Origin of the sequence: Comamonas testosteroni, assembly GCF_030505195.1 — a bacterium.
GTDB lineage: Bacteria > Pseudomonadota > Gammaproteobacteria > Burkholderiales > Burkholderiaceae_C > Comamonas > Comamonas testosteroni_G.
Window position 1 is genome coordinate 4,042,859 of record NZ_CP129672.1, and the last position, 22,246, is coordinate 4,065,104.

Here is a 22,246-nt window from a genome sequence, read left to right on the forward strand (position 1 = left end):
ACCATCTCACGCGTGCTCTGTTGTGGCGGCCGAGCAACCGCCTTCTTCAGCCGAGATCGCTCGGAACTCGCTGGGCGACATGCTGGTGAGTTCCCGGAATCTTCGGCCAAAGTGTGTGCTGCTGCTGAAACCCCATGAGTCGGCAATCTCGGCGATGGTGAGGGCTGCTTGACCTGGTTCACGCAGGTCGACCATGCAGGCCTGCAATCTGCGGCGCATGATGTGCTGAGCCAGAGTTTCATCCTGATCCTGGAATGCGTTGTGCAAATGGCGCTTGCTGCAATTGAGTGCTTGGGCAATTCGTGCAACGTTCAGGTGAGGGTCGCGAAGATGTTGGCCGACGTAGTACCGGATACGGTCTCTAAACGCCTCCATGTGGGTCACGGCGGTGCCACGGCCCGAAGTTTCCAGCAAGGAAAGCGATACCAGTTCAGAAATCAGGTCGCCAGCGCCGCGAGCGGCTTCACTTGTCATCCTCGGAAGCTCGTGAAATGTGAGCCGTATGGTCTCGAGTGCTATACGCGAGATTCCAACGCTGCCGCCCATACAGCGCCCCATGAGAGGGTAGAGCTTCAAGCCGCGTTCAGTCAAATTTTCCTTCGGCAGCATCACGATCAGGTGTTGTGTGTGCTGAGGATTCGCCACCTCGTAGCCATCGGTGGTGTCATAGATGGCCCATCCCCCCGGCGCCACGACCGCTTCGCGCCCAAATTGATGGATGGTGGCCGTACCTTCCAAAGGAGCAATGATCTTGAGATAGCTCACATCACTGCGACGGCCTTAATTGGGTGACCGTGCTACACGGTGCCTGCTGGCATCGGTCCTGGTCAGGACCAGTTGGCCGGCGCGCGATGTATAGAGGCTTCCGTCAAACGTGGTGTCGTTGTAGAGGTCGCTTTTCAGTCCTCCAAAAGCGATGTTCACCCACTCGCACCATGCCTTGCCGCGCTCAGCAGCGGGCAACTGGCTGGTATCAAGTAATTGGTTTCTTCGCATCTCAACATTCTGTGTTGATCCAGATCACTTTGGCTACCAGGTTTAGTCCTGAGGCTTGTGCACTTTGAGTTGAATGAAAAGTTCTCTCTTCGACAAGACTGAACTGGGAGCGGCAAATACATTGGCAACTGGAGTTCAAGTTTTCAGAAGGAAGTCAAATGATTGAGATCCAGATGCTCGTCGGTGGTGAGCGCAGAAGCACCTCCAGCGGGGCTGCTTTTGAGCGGAGAAACCCGCTGGACCACAACGTCGCAACGCGCGCACCCGCTGCCAGCACCGCCGATGCGGTCGCTGCCGTCGATGCTTCCCGCATGGGCCTCCATTGGGCCCGGCGAGCGCCGCAGCCTCCTTCTGAAGGCATCCGATGCACTCAGGGCCAAGGCCGAAGCGATCACCGAAGCAATGGCTTCCGAGATAGGTGCTTCGGCGATCTGGGCGGGCTTCAATGTATCGCTGGCTGCTGACATGTTGGTCGAGGCCGCATCTCTGACCACACAAATCGATGGGCAACTCATCCCTTCCAACGTTCCTGGCAGCGTGGCGATGGCGGTGCGTCAGCCTGTTGGCGTGGTGCTTGGCATCGCGCCGTGGAATGCGCCGGTCGTCCTCGACGTTCGCGCGATAGCGACCCCACTGGCCTGTGGCAACACGGTCATCCTCAAGGGGTCCGACATCTGCCCGGCTACGCATGGCCTGATCATCGATGCCATGCAGGAGGCAGGCCTGCCCGCAGGCGTCGTGAACTTCGTGACCAACGCACCCGCCGATGCTGCGGCCGTGGTGGAAGCCATGGTCGCCCACCCTGCGCTGCGGCGCGTGAATTTCACTGGCTCGACAAAGGTGGGAAAGCTGGTTGCGCAGACCTGCGCCACGTACCTGAAATCCGCTGTCTTGGAACTGGGCGGCAAGGCGCCCTTTGTGGTTCTGGCGGACGCGGATATCGAGGCCGCCGTGAATGCAGCAACCTTCGGCGCGTTTTCCAACTCCGGGCAAATCTGCATGTCGACCGAGCGGATCATCGTGGACGAGTCCATCGCGGATGCCTTCATAGAGAGGCTGGCCACTCGGGCCGCGAGCCTGCCGCTGGGTGATCCCCGCCAAGGGCCGGTGATGCTGGGCTCGGTGGTAGACATGCCGACCGTGGACCGCTGCAACGCTCTGATTGATGACGCGTTGACAAAGGGAGCTCGACTTGTGTGTGGCGGCAAAGTCTCCAGCACGCTGATGCCGGCCACGCTGCTGGATGGTGTCACGCCGCAGATGCGTGTCTTCCAGGATGAGACCTTTGCACCAGTCAAAGCGATCGTTCGAGTCAAAGGTGTGGAGGAGGCCGTGGCCTGCGCAAATGACAACGAGTTCGGGTTGGCTGCCGCGGTATTCGGCCGCGATGTCGCGCGTGCCTGGCAGGTCGCATCCCGAATCGAGTCGGGCATCTGCCACATCAACGGGTCCACCGTGCACGACGAAGCGCAAATGCCCTTCGGAGGCGTCAAGGCGTCTGGATACGGCAAGTTCGGCATCCGCATCTGAGGAGAGGCGTCGCATCATGAAAAAACTCAAGCCACCTTTCCATGTCTTGCCCGTCATGACCACTCTGGTCGGATTACTTGCCGGTGCGAGCGCTTACGCGGAAGGGCATTACGTCGCCGGGGTTGAAGGCATTCAGGCCGCATCCGCGCCCCCGCCCGGGGACTACTATCTTGCGTATCTGGTGCACTACGACATCGACAACTTTCGAGTCCCCGGATCGGATGCGAAGTTGCCGGGTAGCAATACCGGGAGTGTTACCGCGCTCGCAAACCGATTCATCAAGATCACGAACGTCAAAGTTTTCGGTGCGGACTATGGCTTTGAAGCCATTGTTCCAGTGATCAGGACGTCGCTTGATATACATGCAGTTGGATTGAGGGACAGCGGTACCGGCATCGGGGATGTCTACCTTGGACCGTTGGTGCTTGCTTGGCACGGCACCCGCTGGGACAGCGTAGCTGCCGTCGGGGTCTGGCTGGACACGGCAAGCACAAGTAGCCCCGGAGCACCTGGCAAGGGATAAAAGTCTGCCATGCTTACCGGGGGAGGAACTTACTATTTCGATCAAGAGAAATCGGTGACCGGATCCGTACTCTTTCGATACGAGCGTCATGGCCGAAAAGCTTCTGGTGTACGTCCTGGCGATCAATTGTCGATGGAATGGGGCGTTGGAAAAAACTTCGGGCAGTATTCGCTGGGCGTGGTGGGTTACAGCCAATGGCAATTGGGCAACGACTCAGGCGCGCAGGTGAGTCAAGGCAATTCCCAACGCCATGCTGTCGGCTTGGAGGTGAACTACCCCGTTGCGGCGGCAGGAGTCTTTCTGAAGGGTGCGTTCTACAAGGAGTTCAGCGTCCGCGGTGGGTCTGGGGCTGAACCGGCTGGCAACCTATTTCGAGTCACTGTGGTCAAGCCTTTCTGACCTGTGCAACCATTGCTCAAAATCCTGTTGAGCCGTTCCTTTTCCCACATGGAACCATGCAGGTGTCTGCCTGAGCGATAAGAGCTTGCTCGGCAGCTGCCGGTGAATTCATCGACGGCTTGCGGAGCAAGCGAAGCACTGACATTGCTGGATGTTCCAATGCCGCGGCAGAGGTGTCGCTTGTGCGTTCTCGAAAGGCAGGAGCGACCATCAGAAGCTGGCCGAGCTTCGAATGATCTTTCTACTTGGCTAGTTTCGTTGCCGCTGTCTTCAGGCGAGCAGAAAAATCCAGTGTGGTGGGCTTAGGTTGAATTCCTCGGCGTGAAACCAGATAGAGGTCCAGGTACACCACCGGATCTATCAGCATGCTGATCTGCAGACCGTGCCGCTTGCATTCCTCGATGGCGAATGAGGGGATAACGGCATGACCCAGACCCGCACGCGTCATGGCGATCAGTGTGCCAATGAAGTGAGCCGTTTGGCACTTTCCATGGACATGCCCGATCCGGGTGAGATGGGTTTCCACCAGCGATTGGATCGGATTATCCGGCGGTAGACCGATCAACGGGAGATCACGCAGACTGGACCAGCCTCGTGATGATCGGCGGCGGCTGTTGGTGGGTGCTGGTGGACTGATGCACATCAGACGAAATCGGCACAGAGGCTGACGCAACAGACCAACTGCCGGTTTGACGAAGAAACCCAGGCCGATATCCGCTTCACCGTCCAGAACACGCTGCCTGACGGTATTGACGTCGACATCCGCGATAGTGGTGCTGACATGAGGGTGCGAATCGGTGAACTCCCTCACGACGTCTGGCAAAAGGCTCATCGTCACCATGGGAGTCGCCGCTACGTCCAGGCGCGACCGAGTAGCCGCTTCAGATCCTTCGATCGTCGATCCCAGACCTCTCAGGTCCTGGACGATCCGTTGGGCCACAGGGAGGAGCTGACGGCCAGCGTCCGTGAGCATAACGGATCTCGGGCTGCGGTCGAACAAACGAGCGCCCATCTGGTCTTCCAGATCCTTTATCAGCATGCTCATGCCTGATTGGGACATGGGGATTTGCTCGGCTGCCTTGGAGAAGCTCCGGAGTCGAGCGACCTCGAGAAAGGCCTGCAGTTGGCGGCTGCTCACATGCATCAGTTTTTCCGATGGATGCATCAGTATGTTCCGTTTGATTGATTGTTGACCATCAACTCTAATCCAAAACGCCAAGGAGACAAAGAGTGAAGTCTGCATGGAATATGGCCCGCGCAAGCGGGGTGTGTGTTGCGAGAGCGGCGCTGAGTCAGCGCTTTATCGCTAAATCGGAGAAGGTGAAATGAACAGCATTCAGTGCGTGGACGAGACCGAGGTTGTGATCGTTGGCGGAGGACCCGTCGGCATGGGCCTGGCCATCGATCTTGGTCAGCGCGGCGTGCGCTGCGTCGTGGTAGAGCGGTATTTGCAGCCCCAGCCCATTCCAAAAGGCCAGAACCTGACCCAAAGGACGATGGAGCATTTCCATGCCTGGGGTGCGGAGCGGCAGTTGCGGGCTGCTCGCACGATCCCGCCTGAGTACGGCATCGGTGGCTTGACTGCCTACGGGACGTTGCTTGGACCGTACTCTTACGACTGGCTCCAGCGCGATCTCGTCCAGCCCTACTACTACGCAGCCAACGAGCGGCTGCCTCAGTACGCTACCGAGGCGGTGTTGCGCAGCCGTGCAGCGGAACTGCCAAAGGTGCGGACCATGTATGGATGGAGCGCGGAAGCAGTGTCGCAGGACGCTGAAGGCGTGACGGTCGAACTTGCGGAGCGCGACGGAACGGAACGAAAGACTTTGCGGGCGGCGTATGCGGTTGGTTGTGATGGCAGCCGATCGCTTGTCCGAGAGCAGGTCGGGCTCACGCAGACGCGCACAGACCATGATCGGCTCATGGTTCTGTTGGTGTTCCGCTCACCCGAGTTGCATGCATTGCTGGAGCGCTTTCCTGGAAAATCCTACTACAACGTTCTTCAACCGGAGCTCAAGGGCTACTGGAAATTTCTGGGTCGCGTCGATCTCGGGCAGACTTGGTTTTTCCACGCGCCAGTTCCCCTTGGGACGACCGAGAACAACTTCGACTTCCGTGCTTTTTTGCACGAAGCCGTTGGTGCCAAGTTTGAAGTGGAGTTCGAGCACATCGGTTTTTGGGATCTGCGATTCGCCGTTGCCGACAGCTATCGCGCGGGCCGGGTTTTCATCGCGGGCGATGCTGCTCACAGCCATCCGCCCTATGGTGGCTACGGTGTCAATTCCGGATTCGAGGATGCCCGCAATCTGGCCTGGAAGCTTGCAGCCGTGGTTCAGAAACGAGATGGCGATGCACTGCTTGATTCCTACGATGCCGAGCGCAGGCCAGTATTCGCGTCAACTGTGCACGATTTTATTGCGAAGTCGATCGAAAGAGATCGTCAGTTCCTTGATGCTTTCGATCCTGAGGCAGATCGCACTGGCTTCGAGTCAGCATGGCAAGCGCGGGCGCGCGGAGCGATCGGCGAGGTCCATGCGTTCGAGCCGAACTACGAGGGCTCTCCGATCGTTTGGGGTGGGCCGCACGGCATCTGCAGCGCCGTCGGGGAGCATCGGTTCGAAGCGCGGGCGGGGCATCACCTGCCGCCAGCGCCGTTGGCCGACGGCGGCAACGTTTTCGAGAAGTTGGGCGCGGACTTCACTGTGCTGTGCGTTGGGCCATCGGGGGCGGATGCGCGTGCATTCAGCGAAGCTGCTGCTGCACTGGCGGTGTCGTTGAAGCTGATAGTGTTGGCACCGGGCGCGGGTGCAGAGCGGTATGCCTCCAGGTGGGTACTGGTTAGGCCGGACGGGTTCGTTGCGTGGACCAGTCAGGAGGAAATTGTGTCGACACGAACCGCTATGCAGGTCTTGGCGCGCGCCGTCTCGAAATCCGTGACCGATATGGAGGCCTTGGCATGAGGACCGCAACGAAATGCAGCTAACGCCGGCCGGTAGCCGGGATAATTGAGCGACGCCAGTTGCGCTATTTCATCGCAGTAGCGGAAGAGCTGAACTTTACGCGGGCGGCCGAGCGCATCCACATCGATCAGACGCCGCTCTCGCGTGCCGTGCGCGATCTGGAGGACGAACTGGGCGTGCAGCTACTTGCGGCATGACGGTCCCGAGCATGTACTGGCCTTCGCGCCGACGCGCTTGGGGCTGGTGGTGCTCACACTGCTGTCCTGGCCCGGTTCCGCGGTGATCCACGACTGGACTGCCCCTAGGCAGGTAGACATCCCTGGCCTATCTTTTGAGGATAGGAGGCAGTCCATGAGCGCATAGAGGTTTACGCCGGAATTCAAAGACGAAGCCGTCAAACAAATAACCGAGCGCGGTTATTCGGTGGCTGAGGTCGCAGCCCGTCTAGGGGTCTCAACGCACAGCCTCTACAAATGGGTCAAAGCTGTGTCACCTGACCGCAATGAGCAGCAATCCCAAGAACTGCTTGAAGCCAAGAGCGAGATACTGCGCTTGCGCAGTCAGATGCGACGCATCGAAGAAGAACGGGATATCTTAAAAAAAGCCGTGCGGTACTTGGCCAGGGAGCCCGAGTGAAGTACCGCTTTATCAACGAGCACCGCAGCCAGCACGCAGTCAGTCTGATGTGCCGAGTGCGACGGGTAGCTCGTGCAGGGTTCTACGCTTGGATACATGACCCCATATCTGAGCATGAGCAGGAAGACCGGCGCTTGTTGGAGTTGATCCGCCACTCTTACTCCGCCAGCTACGGCGTATATGGCGCTCGCTGAGTGTTTGCCGATTTGCGAGAGGCGGGTGAAGTCTGCGGCAAGCACCGCGTTGCACGCATCATGCAAGAGCACAGGGAAAGTCCAAGATGTCAGCACTTGGCGCCTGCATGCGAAAGCTGGTTCATTTGTGTTTCGGGGTACTCAAGTCTGGCAAAGACTATGTGCCGCCCGAGGAGCGAAACACTGCAAGCACTTGACTTTCAAGACGGTATCTACATCCGCACTTGGCAGGGATGGCTCTACCTGGCTGCCGTGGTGGACCTGTACTCACGCAAGGTGGTGGGCTGGTCCATGAAGGCTACCCAACAGCACGCAAAACGGTTGACCGAGCGATTTGGCGTGGGACCGCAAACCGCTGCAGTTCTGGTTGCAGTCGCTGGAGACAACCCCGAACGGTTGAAAAATGAGTCTTCACTTGCAGCCCTGTGTGGCGTCACGCCCTTACAAGCGTCCTCTGGAAAGACCGTTCGGCATCGGCTCAACAGAGGGGGCGACCGCTGCGCAAACAATGCCCTGTGGACAATTGCTATGGTGCGAATGCGCAGTGACCCACGCACTCGAGCATACGTTGAGCGTCGCACCAAGGAGGGCCTGTCAAGCAAGGAGATCCACCGTTGCCTCAAACGTTACATCGTGCGCGAGCTGTACCCGCTCATCATGGCTGATTTGACGGAGTCTTCACGAGGCCCTTGACATAGGAGCGTCAATGCGGTCAAGGAATCGTTCTTTAGCAGTCTTAAAAAAGAACGTATCCGCAAGCGGGTCTACAAGACCCGAGATATGGCCCGGGCCGATGTATTCGATTACATCGAGGTGTTCTACAACCGATCACGTCGCCACAGCCACCTGGGCGATATCAGTCCCGAGGCGTTTGAACGCGCCTGGGCGTGAGGCAGGGATTTGTCTACTGCAGCGGGGGCAGTCCACTTTTTCTTAGTCCTTTAACTATGTATACATACATAGTTTTAATTTTCTAGATTATCGCCAATATTGACGGCGATATGAGACCTTACATTGTTGTTTATATGTATATATTCCCATAAGACGGGGAGGACGGGTTCTCACTGAGGTCGATGTAAAGCGACTGAGTGAAGGGCTTATAGACGGCACCACATTGCTTCATGACCTCCATCCGCCAATCTTCCACGATCAGTCGCTGTATTTTCGGCGCGCGTGGATAGTTGATCCATCCGGCGCTTTCGCGCGCGATCCAATCCAGTGACTGGCGGCTATGACCGGTCACGAGCATCGGAATCACTTGGGTTGTGGGTTTGGGAATGAGGTCTGCGCCGCGCAGCTCACCACCGCTCCAGCGGATGGGTTCGAAGCTGGTGCTGTAGGCTCGGCGAATCACCTCGTAGTGCTCTCGAAAGACTTCTCCGCGCCTTTCGGGATCGACGTCAAAGGCTGAAAACTCCACTGGGCGATCGCCGGAGGCTACGCCCAGAATCAAGCGACCTGCGCTCAACTGATCGACGCTGGCTGACGCCTTGGCCGTGTGCAGAGGATGGTGTAAAGGGATGGCAATGGATGCGCTGCCAAGCGCTATCTCTGACGTATGAGCCGCCATATAGCCCATGTATACCCAGGGATCGAAGGCTTGGCCGACATCGCCGAAATTAGGGTCCCGAAGAGGCACGTCGCGAAACCAGAGCGCGGAGAAGCCCAGCTCCTCTGCTCGTTTGGCCAATGCGACCTGGTTGAGCATGCTCGGAATGTCCCCACCGAAGGCCTCCAAAGGGAAGAACAATCCCAGGCTCAAATGACCCGGAGTGAAGGTTCGGCTGAACCTTCGATGCTGCTGATAAGGAATCGTGCTCGGCAGATACATTTTAATCTTCCTCAGTGGGAGAAACCGATCAGACAGTAACTACGATCTTGCCGATCTGCTGATTGGCCTCAAGGAAACGGTGGGCTTCCTGGATGTCGCTAAGGGCAAATGTCTTGGCGATGATCGGGCGCAGTGCACCAGACTTCAGTCCTTGGAGAATAAAAGCCTTGGCACGCTCCAGGGCTTCTGGGTCGGCCACGATTTCTGCATAGAGATAGCCCTTCAGGGTTAGGCTTTTGGCCAGCACGGTAAACAGCGGGAAAGGCGTTGGCTCTGGGCTGAGTGCACCGTACTCCAACAAAATACCTCCACGGGCCATGCTTTGCGTTAGGGGCTCGAAGGAGGGGCCGCCAACTGGGTCGAATACAACACGAGCACCTTGCCCGGCAGTGATGGCCATCACTCGCTCTACGATGTCCTCTTCGTCGCTCACGATTACATGCGCCGCACCGGCATCCAGCAGGGCCTGTTTTTTCGCGCGGGTTCGTGTGATCGCAATCGATGTGGCACCGACCATGCGAGCTATTTGGAAGGCTGCCAGACCGACACTGCTTGATGCTGCAGTGATAATCACAAAGTCACCTTGTTTCAACGTTGCTTGATCGATTAGCGCCCCCCAGGCGGTGACGTACTGCATCCAGGACGCAGCAGCCTCTTCGAAGGACAGGCCCTCAGGGCTCTTTACCACCAGATGAGCCGGTACATTGGCCAGCTCGCCGTAGGTGCCCCAGCGAGCGATATCCAATGGAGGGATTAGAGCGACGGCATCGCCAACCTTTGTCTCGGTTACGTCGCTACCGACTGCGACCACGATGCCAGCGGCCTCATAGCCCAAGCGGCTCGGGAACTCGGCCTCCTGTAGATACGCATGGTTGCGAAACATCACTTCGGCACGGTTCAGGCCAATAGCTTTGACGCAAATCTGCACCTCGGTTGCTGCCGGCGCCGGTACGTCCAGATCTTCCAGCTTCAGAACGCTGGCGTCACCGTATTCATGAATTCTGACAATGCGTGCCATTACGGATACCTCGCTTTTGAATGGGCTTTGATTTACGCGACCTGCAGTGTCGGATAGTCTGTATAGCCCTTGGCGCCACCTGCGTAGAACGTGTTGGAGTCAGGCGCGTTCAGCGGTGCCTTGGCCCTGATGCGTGTGGGCAGGTCCGGGTTAGCCAGGAAGGCGGTGCCAAAGGCCACAGCGTCAAGCTTACCTTCGGCAATAGCTGCCTCTGCCTCATCAGCGCTGTAACCCATATTGCCCACCAACACACCCTTGTACTTTTCACGCGCTACGGGCATGACATCGGCCTTCTGCACGCCGAAGAAATCGGCGCGCATCACGTGCAGGTAGGCTAGCTTGAAGGCATTGAGCCTATCGGCCAGGAAGCCGATGAGGGCCAGCGGGTCGCTGTCTTTCATGCTGTTGAAGCTGTTGAGGGGCGACAGGCGCAGACCCACACGTTCGGAACCGATCGCCTGGGTCACGGCAGTGAGTACCTCGAACAGCAAACGTGCACGGTTTTCCAGCGATCCGCCGTAAGCATCGGTGCGCTGGTTGGGCGTGTCGCGCAGAAACTGGTCAATCAGGTAGCCGTTGGCGCCGTGTACTTCCACACCATCAAAGCCGGCGGCGATGGCGTTGCGTGCGCCTTGAGCAAACGCAGCCACGATGCCGGGAATCTCTTCGACGGTCAGGGGGCGGGGCACCGCGTGCGGCACCTTGCCTTGGGGCGTGTGGATCTCACCCTCAATAGCGGTGGCGCTGCTGGAGACAATGGGGGCGCCATCGGCAGCGCCAGGGTAGGCTGCGCGGCCAGCGTGCCAGATCTGCATGAAGATGCGTCCGCCCTTGGCGTGCACCGCGTCGGTCACCTGCCTCCAGGCTGCAATCTGCGCGTCGTTGTAGATGCCAGGCTCATTGACGAAGGCCGATGTACCGGGCGCCACCATGGTGCATTCGGAAATCAGCAGGCCGCCGGTGGCTCGCTGGCTGTAGTACTCGGCCATCAGCGCGTTGGGCATGTGGCCAGCGTCGGCACGGGCGCGTGTCAGTGGTGCCAGAAGGACGCGGTTGGGCAGGGTGAGAGAACCTACTTGAAGTGGATTGAATAGCATGTGGATGAAAACCCAGATTAGTGAACAGAAAACAGTGTTAAAGCTAACAGTATTCCCAATACTCAGACCTTTGAAAGGTCACTGAACTTTGAAAGGTCACTGAAGACTGCTTTGGAACGGCTGGTGCTTTTGCACCCAACGCACGATGTATTAGACACAAGTGGGTAAGCCTTTGCTTCCGACAGTTTCGCGGCGGTCTCCAGCCGTACATGCACCAAACGCCTTTGGTCATCCACCGCGTCGCAACTCCCTGACACCCCGGCCCAGCTTGCGGCGCAACAGGGCCCGCAGGGTCACCCCATCCGAGTACCCGACCTGTGCGGCGACCTGGTCGACGCTGGCGTTCCCGGTGCGCAAGAGATGGACGGCATGCTCCACGCGCAGGTCCTGGAAATACGACAGCGGTGTCTTTCCCAAAACGCTTTGCAGCCGCCGCGCCAAGGTGCGCTCGCTTGTGCCCACGGCGCTGGCCGCCTCGGCCAGCGAGAACCCCTGCGCGAGCCGACGTCTGGCCCAGCACTCGAAGCGCTCTACCATCGGGTCGGCATGCGCAAGGTGGTCGGGAATCACGAACTCGGCTTGCGAACTGCGTGTCTCGACCAGCAGATAGCGTGCCACCAGGGCCGCCAGCGCCGGACTGCGCCCTCGGATGATGCGCAAGGCCAAGTCGACGTGGGCCAAAGCGGCACCCGCGGTGGTGAAGCGTGTCGAGTTCACGATCATGCGTGACTCGTCCAGCGCGACGTTCGGATAGCGCTGCCGAAACATCGGCCCCAGCCACCATGACGTCGTCGCACGATGCCCATCAAGCAGGCCACTCTCTGCAAGCAAGAAACTACCGGAGCAAGCGGCACCAAGGTGCGCGCCAGCGGTGGACCACTGCTGTAGCGCCGCGACCGCGTCGGGCACATCGGGGCGTGTGAGTCGAGCCGAGAGCGTGTCAGGCATCTTGTCGCCAAACGCTGGCACGAGCACGACGTCTGGTTCGGGCACACCATGCGCAGTGACCACGGGGACCGTCAAGCCTTGCGCAGTTCGGATGCGACGCCGCACTCCCACCAGCGTGAGCTCTATGTGCGCGGGAGCCTGTGGCAGCGAGCCCGCCATCGCATTGGCTAAGCCCACTGTGTCAGTGAGCGCCGCAAGCCCCAGATCAAACACGCCATCACAAACAAGGAGGTGGAGTTTCATGGCAACAATGATATCAATGTTGTCATTATTGCCTATAGAGATGTCTGTCATGAAGACTTAGACTGCAGTCTCTTCGATCCCTTCACCCACTTTTCCATTTACCCAAAGGAATACAGCATGACCAAGCTCGCCCTGTTTGTTCGCCTCGAAGCTAAACCCGGCCAGGAGGCTGCGCTTGCCGACTTCCTGGCCAGCGCACTGCCGCTCGCCAACGCCGAGTCCGGCACCACGGCCTGGTTCGCATTGAAGTTTGGCCCTTCGACGTTTGGTGTGTTCGATGCCTTTGCTGATGAGGCAGGTCGCCAGGCACATCTGAACGGCCAGATCGCCGCGGCCTTGATGGCCAACGCAGCGACCTTGCTCAGTTCTCCGCCCAATATCGAGAAGGTCGAACTGCTTGCAGCCAAACTGCCTGCATGACAACTCGGCCTTGACCCAATCAGGTCACGCTGCAGGATGGGGGTCAAACAGCCCTACGTGCGATCCCAACCTCCTTGCTGTCATTCTTGCAGTCTATGGATTTTCCGGCGAGAAAAGGGCAGATTCAAACCTGCCCACCCACACCCTTGAACTTCTCCACAAACGCAGCGATCTTTTGAAACACCGTCTGCTTCTTGGTCAGATATTGAGGGTTCAGCGGGCTCATCTTGGGCAGCACGCTATTCAACTCGGTTCCGCTGTCGCTGGCAAATTCGCGCTTCAGGGAGTTGGTGATGTAGCGCTTGGCAGCATCAGTATTGAGCTTTTCCTCGTCGATGAGCGCTTGCACTTCTCGCTGCTGCTCAACTTGGGCAAACTGGAAGAAGGCATCAATCACGCTGGCCTTGTCACCAATCTGGTCTAAGTCGGTCTGGTTGATAAAGTCCACCACCAAATCCTCTTTGGCACGGTTGCCAATGCTGGAGCGGATGACACGGCGCACATCCTCCACCAACGTGGCTTTGTCCTTGAGTTTTTTGTTGTTCTCAAAAATCAATTCGAGGATGTAGTCCAGATTGATTTCCTGCGACTTGAGCAAATCCACCTCAAACACCACGTCGTTCCAGTCGATAGTGGAGATATCTTTCTCATCCCCCTCCCTTTGGCGGCGCAACCAGTCACGCACGTCGTTGTAGGTGGAGCGGTAATCCTGCACCTCACGCTCGTTGGGGATGGTGACGCCTTGCAACTGCTCAAAATCCTCGTCGCTCAGGTAATGCTGGGCCTTGAACGCCTCTACCGCCTGCGCATCGTTCACGTCGATGTTCTGCAAGTCTTTCAGGCTGGCAAACTCATCGTAGTTCTGCAGCACGTTCTCCAGGCGCAAATACTCGCCAAACAGCTTGGCAAAGGCTTGCTTGTCCGACTCTTTTTCGATGGCGGCTGGGTCTGGGAATTTTTCCTGCAGCTCTTTGACCACCTCCATAAAGCCGCGCTTTGCAGCGCCCGTGGCGATATCGGTAAAGCCTTCCATGTACTCCTTGTAGCTTTTCTCCAGGACAACGTTTTTGGTGTTCTTGTCACCAAACAGGGTGATGGCATCCACCGTGGCCTGCTCCAGATCGCGGAAGGTCACGATGTTGCCAAAGGTCTTGGTGGCGTCATAAATGCGGTTGGTGCGGGAGTACGCCTGCATCAGACCGTGAAAGCGCAGGTTCTTGTCCACAAACAAGGTGTTCAGTGTGGGCGCATCAAAGCCAGTCAGGAACATGCCCACCACAATCAGCAAGTCAATCTCTTTGGCTTTGACTTGCTTGGCCAGATCACGGTAGTAGTTCTGAAAGCCCTCGCCATCCACGCTAAAGCTGGTGCCAAACAGCGCGTTGTAGTCTTTGATGGCAGCATTCAAGAACTCCTTGGCACTGCTATTCATGGCAGAGGTATCCAGGCTTTCGTCCTGAATATCGCCAATCGCATCCTGCTCCTCGTTGGCAGCAAACGAGAAGATGGTGGCCACCTTTAGCGGCTTATCACGGCCCTTTTGCTGCTCCTTGAAGCTCTCGTAGTACGCCTTGGCAGCATCCACGCTGCTGACTGCAAACATGGCGTTAAAGCCCTTGGCTCCTGGGTGCAAGCGGTGGGTTTTCTGGTGGAAGTTGTTCAGGATGTACTGCGTAATCTCGCGAATACGGTCTGGGTGCAGCAGGGCTTGCTTGTTCTCAGCTGCACTGAGCTTTTTCTCGTCCTGCTCACTCTCAATGGCCTTGAACTTGGGGCGCACATCGTTGTAGTCCACCTTGAACTTCAGCACCTTTTCATCACGGATCGCATCGGTGATCACATACGAGTGCAGCTCACGTCCAAACACGCTGGCTGTGGTTTCTGCCCCCAATGCGTTCTGGGGGAAGATGGGCGTGCCGGTAAAGCCAAACTGGCAGAACTTTTTGAACTTCTTCTTCAGGTTCTTTTGCGCCTCACCAAACTGGCTGCGGTGGCATTCGTCAAAGATAAACACCACCTGCTTGTGGTAGATGGGCAGGTCGGCCTCGCTCTTCATCAAGTTGTTGAGCTTCTGGATGGTGGTGACAATGATCTTGTTGTCATCCTTGTCCAAATTGCGCTTCAGCCCCGCTGTGCTGTCTGAGCCATTGACGCTGTCGGGCGAGAACCGCTGGTACTCCTTCATGGTCTGGTAGTCCAGATCCTTGCGGTCCACCACAAAGAACACCTTGTCGATGAAATCCAGCTCGGTCGCCAGCCGCGCTGCCTTGAAGCTGGTCAAGGTCTTGCCCGAGCCTGTGGTGTGCCAGATAAAGCCACCGCTTTCCACTGTGCTCCAGTTCTTGGCTTCATAGCTGCTCTTGATCTTCCACAGAATGCGCTCCGTCGCGGCAATCTGGTAGGGGCGCATCACCAGCAGCGTATCGCTCACGTCAAACACCGAGTAGTTCAACAGCACATTCAACAGCGTGTGCTTTTGGAAGAACGTGGCCGTGAAGTCCTTCAAGTCCTTGATCAGCGTGTTGTCTGACTTCGCCCAGTTCATGGTGAAGTCAAAGCTGTTCTTGTTGCGCTGGGTGGTGTTGGCAAAGTAGCGGCTGTCTGTGCCGTTAGAGATCACAAACAGCTGCAGGTACTTGAACAGGGAGTTGTCGCTGTTAAAGCTCTCCTTGCTGTAGCGGTGTACCTGGTTGAAGGCTTCCCGAATGGCCACGCCGCGCTTCTTCAGCTCCACCTGCACCAGCGGCAAGCCATTGACCAAGATCGTCACGTCATAGCGGTTGGCATGGCTGCCTTTTTGCTCAAACTGCTTGATCACCTGCAGCTTGTTACGGGCAATGTGCTTTTTGTCGAACAGGTAGATGTTCTGAATGCGGCCATCGTCAAACACAAAGTCCAGCACATAGTCGTCATGCACCTTGCGTGTCTTGTCCACAATGCCTTCGCTGGGCTTGTCCAGCCAGTCGCTCACAAAGCGTTGCCACTCCGCATCTGCAAACTGCACGTTATTCAGTGCCTGCAAAGCTACACGCACATTGGCCAGCAGCTTCTCTGGTGTGTTGATACTGGGCACAAACTCATAGCCTTGGTTCACCAAGTCCTGAATCAACTCGCGCTCCAGCGCATCTTCGGTCTGGTAGCCCTCTGCCGCCTTCCACTCTGGGGTGTACTTATCAAGAACGATAAAGTTTTTCGATTCGGCAATGGTTTTGTAGTCGCTCATCCGTACTCCGGTAGAAAAAGCAGCAAACGGCCAACAATAGTTAAAAATAAGAGCTGCTACCGCTTTAGTTTATTGGGTTTCAGGTATTTTTATAGCTGAAACCCAATCTATTCAAGCGCAAGCAGCTATGCTTTTTTCAAATCGTTGGCGGTTTTGGAAAGCTCAGCAGCAGGTCACGGTAATAGGCGTACTGCTTTTGGCGCAGCTCGATTTCGCGCGGCAAGCCTTCGGTGATGGAGGTCGTGAGTGCATCAAATTTATCGAGAATTGCGACAATCTGATTTTGTGCCTCAAGAGATTTATCCTCATCGGCAGGGTAGGGAATAGGTATTTTTATATCTTTAATCATCGGTTTTGTAAGCTGTGGGATACCAGCTTCTGGAACCTTATAATTTTTCTCGATAGTCTTCATGAAGTAATATGCATACTTCAAACTGATTTTTGTTTTTGGAGTCAAAACAATTAATCGCACAATAGGGAAGAAGGGCTTGTCTCTGTAACTCGTCCATCCGATAGTTCCGCGTGCTGATACGGTTAGACTGGGTTTATCTATTTTTGCTTTATTTGTCCACCCGTATAAAGATTTTTCATCTATTCCATTTGAAAGAATAGGAATGTTGTATTCATCATTTTGCGACTCAGAAAAAGCTTCTTTTGGTACATCGCCACCTGCAAAAATATCAAAAATATCTTCAATTGTTTTCCACTCCACCTCCCCATCCTCAAAACTCAACAACTTATCACGGTAGTAGTTGTATTGTTTTTTGCGAGCGGTAAGCTCAGCGGTAAGCTCAGCGGTATGGGCGGTCATTGCGTCCAGAATACGGACGATTTCAGCCTGGATTTCAAGGGATTTTTTGGGGTTGTCTGGGCAGGGGATGGGAATACTGTATTCAAGGATCTTTGCTTTATCGCCGCGAGGCATTTTTGCGCCCTTGGCATGCTGCATGTTGTAAGCAAAGAATTTATCATCAGTTAGCACCTGATGTAGATATTCAGAACTCAGAGATTTATGAGTTGATCGAATAACCAAGACATCGCCACTAGCTCCTCCAGAATTATTGGCTAGCCAGATTTTCTTCAAGTAAGGACGGATGTTGCCTATTAAAATATCGCCTTTACGATACTCAATAAGGCGTCCATCCGTAGGAACGTAGCTCGAATTCTGTTTCCCCGCTCTATTTTGCACAAGGTTATCTACACCAACATAATTACCTTGATTAACATACGTGGAATCAATGCGCGAGTCTGAATATTTTGCAACCTTGCCTAAAGGCAGCCACTCAACCGCCACCCCACCCAGCAGCTTCTCCAAAAAATTCACGCTGCTCATGCTTCCAACTCCTCGCCTTCAATCTCTGCCACGATGGCATCAATCTCTGCACGTAGCTGGGTGATCTTGGCCACGGTGGTTTTTAGCTCGGCATTCAGTTGGGCAATGTCCACCACTTCACGAGTGTCCTCGGCCTCTACATAGCTGCTGACAGAGAGGTTGTAGTCATTGCCAGCTACCTTCTCAAAAGGCACAGACTGGGCAAAGTGATCCACATTCGCCTTGCTGTCAAACACGGCCATGATTTGGTCGATGTGTTCATCCAGCAGCACGTTGTTATTAGTTTCTTTTTTGAACAGGCCGCTGGCGTCAATGAACTGGGTGGTGGTGTCCTTCTTGCTCTTGGACAGCACCAGAATGTTCACGGCAATCGTGGTGCCAAAGAACAGATTGGGTGCCAGCGCAATCACGGTTTCCACAAAGTTGTTATCAACCAGATACTTGCGAATCTTTTGCTCTGCACCCCCACGGTAGAAGATGCCAGGGAAGCACACAATCGCAGCGCGGCCCTTGCTGGACAGATAGCTCAGCGCGTGCATCACAAAAGCCATGTCCGCCTTGGACTTGGGGGCCAGCACACCGGCAGGGGCAAAGCGGTCATCATTGATCAGCGTAGGGTCGTCGCTGCCAATCCACTTCACGGAGTACGGAGGGTTGGAGACGATGGCATCAAACGGCTTGTCATAGGCAAAGTGCGGCTCTTCCAACGTGTCACCCAACTGGATGTTGAACTTGTCGTAGTTCACGTTGTGCAAGAACATGTTCATTCGCGCCAAGTTGTACGTGGTGTGGTTCAGCTCCTGCCCAAAAAAGCCATCTTCAATGATGTGCGCGTCAAAGTGCTTTTTGGCCTGCAGCAGCAGCGATCCAGACCCACAAGCCGGGTCGTAAATCTTGTTGACGCTGGTTTGCTTGTGCATAGCCAACCGGGCAATCAGCTTGGAGACGTGCTGGGGCGTAAAGAACTCACCACCCGACTTGCCTGCATTGGCCGCGTAGTTGGAGATCAGGAACTCATACGCATCGCCAAACAGGTCAATTTGGTTGTCACCAAACTCGCCAAAGTTCAGCTCAGCCACGCCCTTGAGCACCGCAGCCAGGCGCTTGTTTTTGTCGGCCACGGTGTTGCCCAGGCGGTTGCTGGTAGTGTCAAAGTCCGCAAACAGCCCCTTGATGTCGCGCTCTGAGGGGTAGCCATTGGCAGAGCTTTCGATGGCCGAAAAGATGGCGGCCAGGTCGGTGTTCAGGCTGTCGTTGTTATGGGCGTTTTGGGCCACGTTCACAAACAACTGGCTGGGGTAAATGAAGTAGCCCTTGGTCTTGATGGCATCTTCACGAATGTCAGGCGTGACCACCGCATCGTTCAACGCAGCGTAGTCCACGCTGTCATCACCACCCTCGATGTAATTGGCAAAGTTCTCGCTGATGAAGCGATAGAACAAAGTGCCCAACACGTATTGCTTGAAGTCCCATCCATCGACGGCACCCCGTACTTCGTTGGCAATGGCCCAAATGCGGCGTTGCAGTTCTGCGCGTTGTTGTTGGCTGGTCATGTCGTTGTTGTTGGTTTCTTGGAAAGTGCAGGCATGGCAAAGAGTCGCTTAGCTCATGCCTACCTGTAAAAAGTGCAACGGGGATTGTGCATGAGGTCGCTGCGAAATTCGTCTCGGTGTTGATTCGGCGACTGCAAGGATTGTGTGGGTGCAGAAGACGGGTTTAGGCTGACTGCGGCCCCTGAGCTTTGGCAAGCCTGTGACCGCTGCCGCTGATACCAGACGTTGACCCGCTATCTGGCCAGACGTCCGCTGTACGTCTCAATCCGGAAACTTGCTGGATCGCAGCGTGCCAGACAATCTGAACGGCAACTCTCGTCAGCTGTGAACTGGTGGTGACGACCTGAAGCCTCCTCGAATTTTCGCGCCACTCATATCGGTAATTAGCTGTTTGGATTCTTCACCAGACACCCGTTATTCGCCCGAGATCCGGAGCAAGTGCGCCTGAAATAACTTGGGTAGTTAAGCATGATTAAAAATAGCTCAAGACTTGATTGACGAAGTTGGCACATGCATAGCACCATGTGCTCATCGTCGCTAATGCCAGACTGGATGGAGGCCCTTCGCTGAGGCCTGACCAGTTCAGCAATGCGTCATCAGGTAGGCACCATAGGTAGCCTCCAGCTTCTCATGCTCGACTCTGCTGATTAGTAGTGGAGGCCCTATCGAATTTGAGAGCCTGACTCAGATCGAGGAATTGAGACTTATGCAGCTGAGTTGGGCCGGTGTCGATCCTTGGGTAGTCTCGTTGGGCTGCGGTCTGCTTATTGGTGTCGTGAGCGAGCGTCGCGAAAGTGAACGAGAAAGCATGGCTGGAACTCGTACACATGCCATAGCAGCGCTGCTTGGCTGCACGGCTTGGTCGTTAGGTGTGTTGCCTTTTGTTGTGGTGCTGCTGCTAGTCGGTGCACTGACCGTCGCGGCCTACTGGCAGTCAGCCCCCAAAGACCCAGGTTTGACAAGTGAAGTGACCCTACTTTTCTCGGTAACCCTGGGAGGGATATCGCATAAGAGTGCCACCTTGACTGCAGCTCTGGGCATCCTTTGCGCTTTGCTTGTGTATTCCAAAGGTCCCATACAGCGCTGGAGTCGTGAGTTGCTAAGAGAGAATGAGTTGAGGAATGGCCTTTTGCTAGGCGCCGCAGCGTTGATCGTGATGCCACTTCTGCCACAAGCGCCTGTGGATCCATGGGGCGTATTGAGCCTCGCCGCCCTTTGGAAAGTTGTTGTGCTGTTCATGACCATAGGTATGCTTGGCCACATACTTACTAGAGTGCTCGGCCCGCACTGGGGGTTGCCCGTTACCGGATTTTTTTCTGGATTTGTGTCATCTACCGCTGCTATAGCGAGCCTTGGTCACCTAGCCAAGTCAGACGAACATCAGCTGGCGCAAGCATTTGGCTGCGCCATGTTGGCTCAGTTGGCCTCACTATGCCTGTTCATAGCAATTCTCTCGACAACATCCATAGCTCTGATGCTTTCTATGGCGATTCCTCTACTCATTGCGGCACTTTGCCTTGTGCTGGCTGCAGCCTCAGGATTGTTGAATCGACAAAAAACAGCCCCAAAAACGGAATTTGAATCGGAACGGGTATTTAAGCTTTCAAGTGCATTGCTGATTGCGGGCATCATCGCGCTGATGTTATTTCTAGCCGCTTGGCTACAGCATGTCTTTGGTAACACTGGTGTTCTGGTCGCAGCGGCATTCGCCGCTTTAGCCGAGCTGCATGCCGCTGCTGCTAGTTTAGGGCAGCTTTTTGCCTCGGGTAGTTTGCCATTGTCAACCGCTCAATGGGGGGTGGTTGTAATTCTTGCTTCCAGCGCAATGGCCAAATCGGTACTGGCGTTCTCCATTGGGGGAATCAAATATGGGGCACGAATCAGCTTGGGACTAGCCTCAATGGTGACGGGAGCAGGCCTGTCACTGCTATGGCTGGGCTGACGTGGACTGCCCATCTGCTATCGATGCCTAAATCTGATTCATTACGTAATAGATGTCATTCGTTAGAGTCTTGCAGGGCAATAAAGCACAGAATGCGAATCTGCGTACTGCAGATTTCTGGCCTGAACCTTTTGCAAGGAGGCGTCATGACTCAGATGATGAAAGCGGCTGTTTTTGTAGAGCCAGGTCGCATTGACGTTGTGGAAAAACCGATTCCAGATGTGGGCCCTAATGATGCTCTGATCAAGATCACAACAACGACGATCTGCGGGACCGACATTCACATTCTCAAAGGTGAATACCCTGTCGCCAAGGGGTTGACGATTGGGCATGAGCCCGTTGGCATCATCGTTAAGCTTGGCAATGCTGTTCAGGGTTACAAAGAAGGACAGCGTGTGATTGCGGGCGCCATTTGCCCTAACTTCAATAGCTACGCAGCCCAGGACGGTGCGTCCTCGCAGGATGGTAGCTATCTGGCAGCCAGTGGGCACTGCGGGTGCCATGGATACAAGCTAACTGCCGGATGGCGCTTTGGTAACCTAATCGACGGGGCACAGGCTGAGTACATTCTTGTACCTGATGCTCAGGGTAACTTGGCACCGGTCCCAGATGGATTGACCGATGAACAAGTCCTGATGTGCCCGGACATCATGTCTACCGGATTCGCCGGTGCGGAGAATGCGAACATCAAGATAGGTGATGTCGTTGTCGTGTTCGCGCAAGGGCCAATCGGCTTGTGTGCCACTGCTGGCGCCAAGCTCCGTGGGGCAAGCATCATCATCGGTGTGGATGGCAATGAAGATCGACTTGCTGTAGCTAAAAAGCTTGGTGCCAATGTAACCTTGAACTTCAAAACTCAGGATGTAGTCGCTGAGGTGCTAAAAATTACGGGTGGCAAAGGGGCTGACAGCGCAATTGAAGCACTTGGCACACAAGGCACATTCGAGAGCGCATTGAGATGCATCCGCCCTGGAGGCACTGTATCGAGCTTAGGTGTTTACTCGGAAGATTTAAAGATTCCGTTGAATGCTTTTGGGGCTGGATTGGGTGACCACCGCATCAATACAGCCTTATGCCCAGGTGGCAAAGAGCGCATGCGTCGTCTTATGTCCGTGATTGAAAGTGGCCGGATTGATCTCAGCCCGCTAGTTACCCATAAGTACAAGCTGGAAGACATCGTTGCTGCATATGACCTCTTTAGTCATCAACGCGATGGAGTGCTAAAAGTTGCCATTAAGAATTGATCTATCGATCATGTGCAATTCAATCACCCCAGTCAACTTGAAATACGCATGAGCAAGGCCCAAGATAAAAGAATGGATCAAGAGCGGATTTAAAGCATTTTCTTTTGATCCACGCTGGATCGACTACAAGTGACATGTTGTGATCTGCCTTGGCAC

13 protein-coding genes and 5 pseudogenes are annotated in these 22,246 nt (G+C 55.6%); 9 read left to right on the forward strand and 9 right to left on the reverse strand.

The features are described from left to right. Positions 1–6: 6 nt before the first annotated feature. The gene (locus QYQ99_RS18785) at positions 7–765 is read right to left on the reverse strand and encodes a helix-turn-helix domain-containing protein (protein ID WP_367882819.1); all 759 of its coding nucleotides are present in this window, start codon (positions 763–765) and stop codon (positions 7–9) included. Positions 766–1,154: 389 nt separating this feature from the next. On the opposite strand from QYQ99_RS18785, the pseudogene QYQ99_RS18790 reads away from it, so the two are divergent. Then, positions 1,155–2,514 (forward strand): annotated as a pseudogene (locus QYQ99_RS18790) (aldehyde dehydrogenase family protein); the annotation flags it as partial. Between the two features lie 67 nt (positions 2,515–2,581). Continuing rightward, positions 2,582–3,448: pseudogene (locus tag QYQ99_RS18795) on the forward strand (SphA family protein). Positions 3,449–3,689: 241 nt separating this feature from the next. On the opposite strand, the gene QYQ99_RS18800 reads toward QYQ99_RS18795, so the two are convergent. After that, a complete protein-coding gene (locus QYQ99_RS18800; protein WP_302089502.1) occupies positions 3,690–4,691 on the reverse strand; it encodes a LysR family transcriptional regulator in 1,002 nt (333 codons plus the stop codon). Positions 4,692–4,773: 82 nt separating this feature from the next. Between QYQ99_RS18800 and QYQ99_RS18805 the strand changes: the two genes are divergently transcribed. From QYQ99_RS18805 to QYQ99_RS18825, 4 genes and pseudogenes are all read left to right on the forward strand, one after another. Further along, the gene (locus tag QYQ99_RS18805; RefSeq protein ID WP_302089503.1) at positions 4,774–6,408 is read left to right on the forward strand and encodes an FAD-dependent monooxygenase; all 1,635 of its coding nucleotides are present in this window, start codon (positions 4,774–4,776) and stop codon (positions 6,406–6,408) included. A 44-nt stretch (positions 6,409–6,452) separates the two neighbouring features. After that, positions 6,453–6,593 (forward strand): annotated as a pseudogene (locus tag QYQ99_RS18810) (LysR family transcriptional regulator); the annotation flags it as partial. A 217-nt stretch (positions 6,594–6,810) separates the two neighbouring features. Continuing rightward, positions 6,811–7,931: pseudogene (locus tag QYQ99_RS28500) on the forward strand (IS3 family transposase). Positions 7,932–7,943: 12 nt separating this feature from the next. Further along, positions 7,944–8,129 (forward strand): annotated as a pseudogene (locus QYQ99_RS18825) (IS3 family transposase); the annotation flags it as partial. 130 nt (positions 8,130–8,259) lie between these two features. Here the strand turns inward: QYQ99_RS18825 and QYQ99_RS18830 are convergent. From QYQ99_RS18830 to QYQ99_RS18845, 4 genes are all read right to left on the reverse strand, one after another. Next, a complete protein-coding gene (locus QYQ99_RS18830; RefSeq protein ID WP_302089504.1) occupies positions 8,260–9,069 on the reverse strand; it encodes an LLM class oxidoreductase in 810 nt (269 codons plus the stop codon). Positions 9,070–9,097: 28 nt separating this feature from the next. Beyond that, on the reverse strand, positions 9,098–10,087 hold the full coding sequence (locus QYQ99_RS18835) for a zinc-dependent alcohol dehydrogenase family protein (protein WP_250196084.1): 990 nt from the start codon (positions 10,085–10,087) through the stop codon (positions 9,098–9,100). Between the two features lie 32 nt (positions 10,088–10,119). Continuing rightward, on the reverse strand, positions 10,120–11,184 hold the full coding sequence (locus tag QYQ99_RS18840; protein WP_302089505.1) for an alkene reductase: 1,065 nt from the start codon (positions 11,182–11,184) through the stop codon (positions 10,120–10,122). Positions 11,185–11,412: 228 nt separating this feature from the next. After that, a complete protein-coding gene (locus QYQ99_RS18845) occupies positions 11,413–12,426 on the reverse strand; it encodes a GlxA family transcriptional regulator (protein WP_034395405.1) in 1,014 nt (337 codons plus the stop codon). Positions 12,427–12,492: 66 nt separating this feature from the next. On the opposite strand from QYQ99_RS18845, the gene QYQ99_RS18850 reads away from it, so the two are divergent. Further along, on the forward strand, positions 12,493–12,795 hold the full coding sequence (locus QYQ99_RS18850; protein ID WP_007182542.1) for a putative quinol monooxygenase: 303 nt from the start codon (positions 12,493–12,495) through the stop codon (positions 12,793–12,795). A 124-nt stretch (positions 12,796–12,919) separates the two neighbouring features. On the opposite strand, the gene QYQ99_RS18855 is transcribed toward QYQ99_RS18850, so the two are convergent. From QYQ99_RS18855 to QYQ99_RS18865, 3 genes are all read right to left on the reverse strand, one after another. Further along, positions 12,920–16,018 (reverse strand): type I restriction endonuclease subunit R, encoded by a 3,099-nt coding sequence (locus tag QYQ99_RS18855; RefSeq protein ID WP_302089506.1) that lies wholly within the window; start codon positions 16,016–16,018, stop codon positions 12,920–12,922. Between the two features lie 136 nt (positions 16,019–16,154). Next, complete coding sequence (locus tag QYQ99_RS18860; protein ID WP_302089507.1) at positions 16,155–17,351, reverse strand: restriction endonuclease subunit S; 1,197 nt, start codon at positions 17,349–17,351, stop codon at positions 16,155–16,157. Beyond that, positions 17,348–18,904, reverse strand: coding sequence for a type I restriction-modification system subunit M (locus QYQ99_RS18865; protein ID WP_302089508.1), 1,557 nt, complete (start codon positions 18,902–18,904; stop codon positions 17,348–17,350). Before QYQ99_RS18865 ends, QYQ99_RS18860 begins: the two co-directional genes overlap by 4 nt. Before the next feature lie 808 nt (positions 18,905–19,712). On the opposite strand from QYQ99_RS18865, the gene QYQ99_RS18870 reads away from it, so the two are divergent. Next, positions 19,713–20,846 carry an MgtC/SapB family protein gene (locus tag QYQ99_RS18870; RefSeq protein WP_302089509.1) on the forward strand — a complete coding sequence of 378 codons (1,134 nt, stop codon included), beginning with the start codon at positions 19,713–19,715 and terminating at the stop codon, positions 20,844–20,846. Between the two features lie 146 nt (positions 20,847–20,992). Further along, complete coding sequence (locus tag QYQ99_RS18875; RefSeq protein ID WP_302089510.1) at positions 20,993–22,090, forward strand: NAD(P)-dependent alcohol dehydrogenase; 1,098 nt, start codon at positions 20,993–20,995, stop codon at positions 22,088–22,090. Positions 22,091–22,246: the final 156 nt, after the last annotated feature.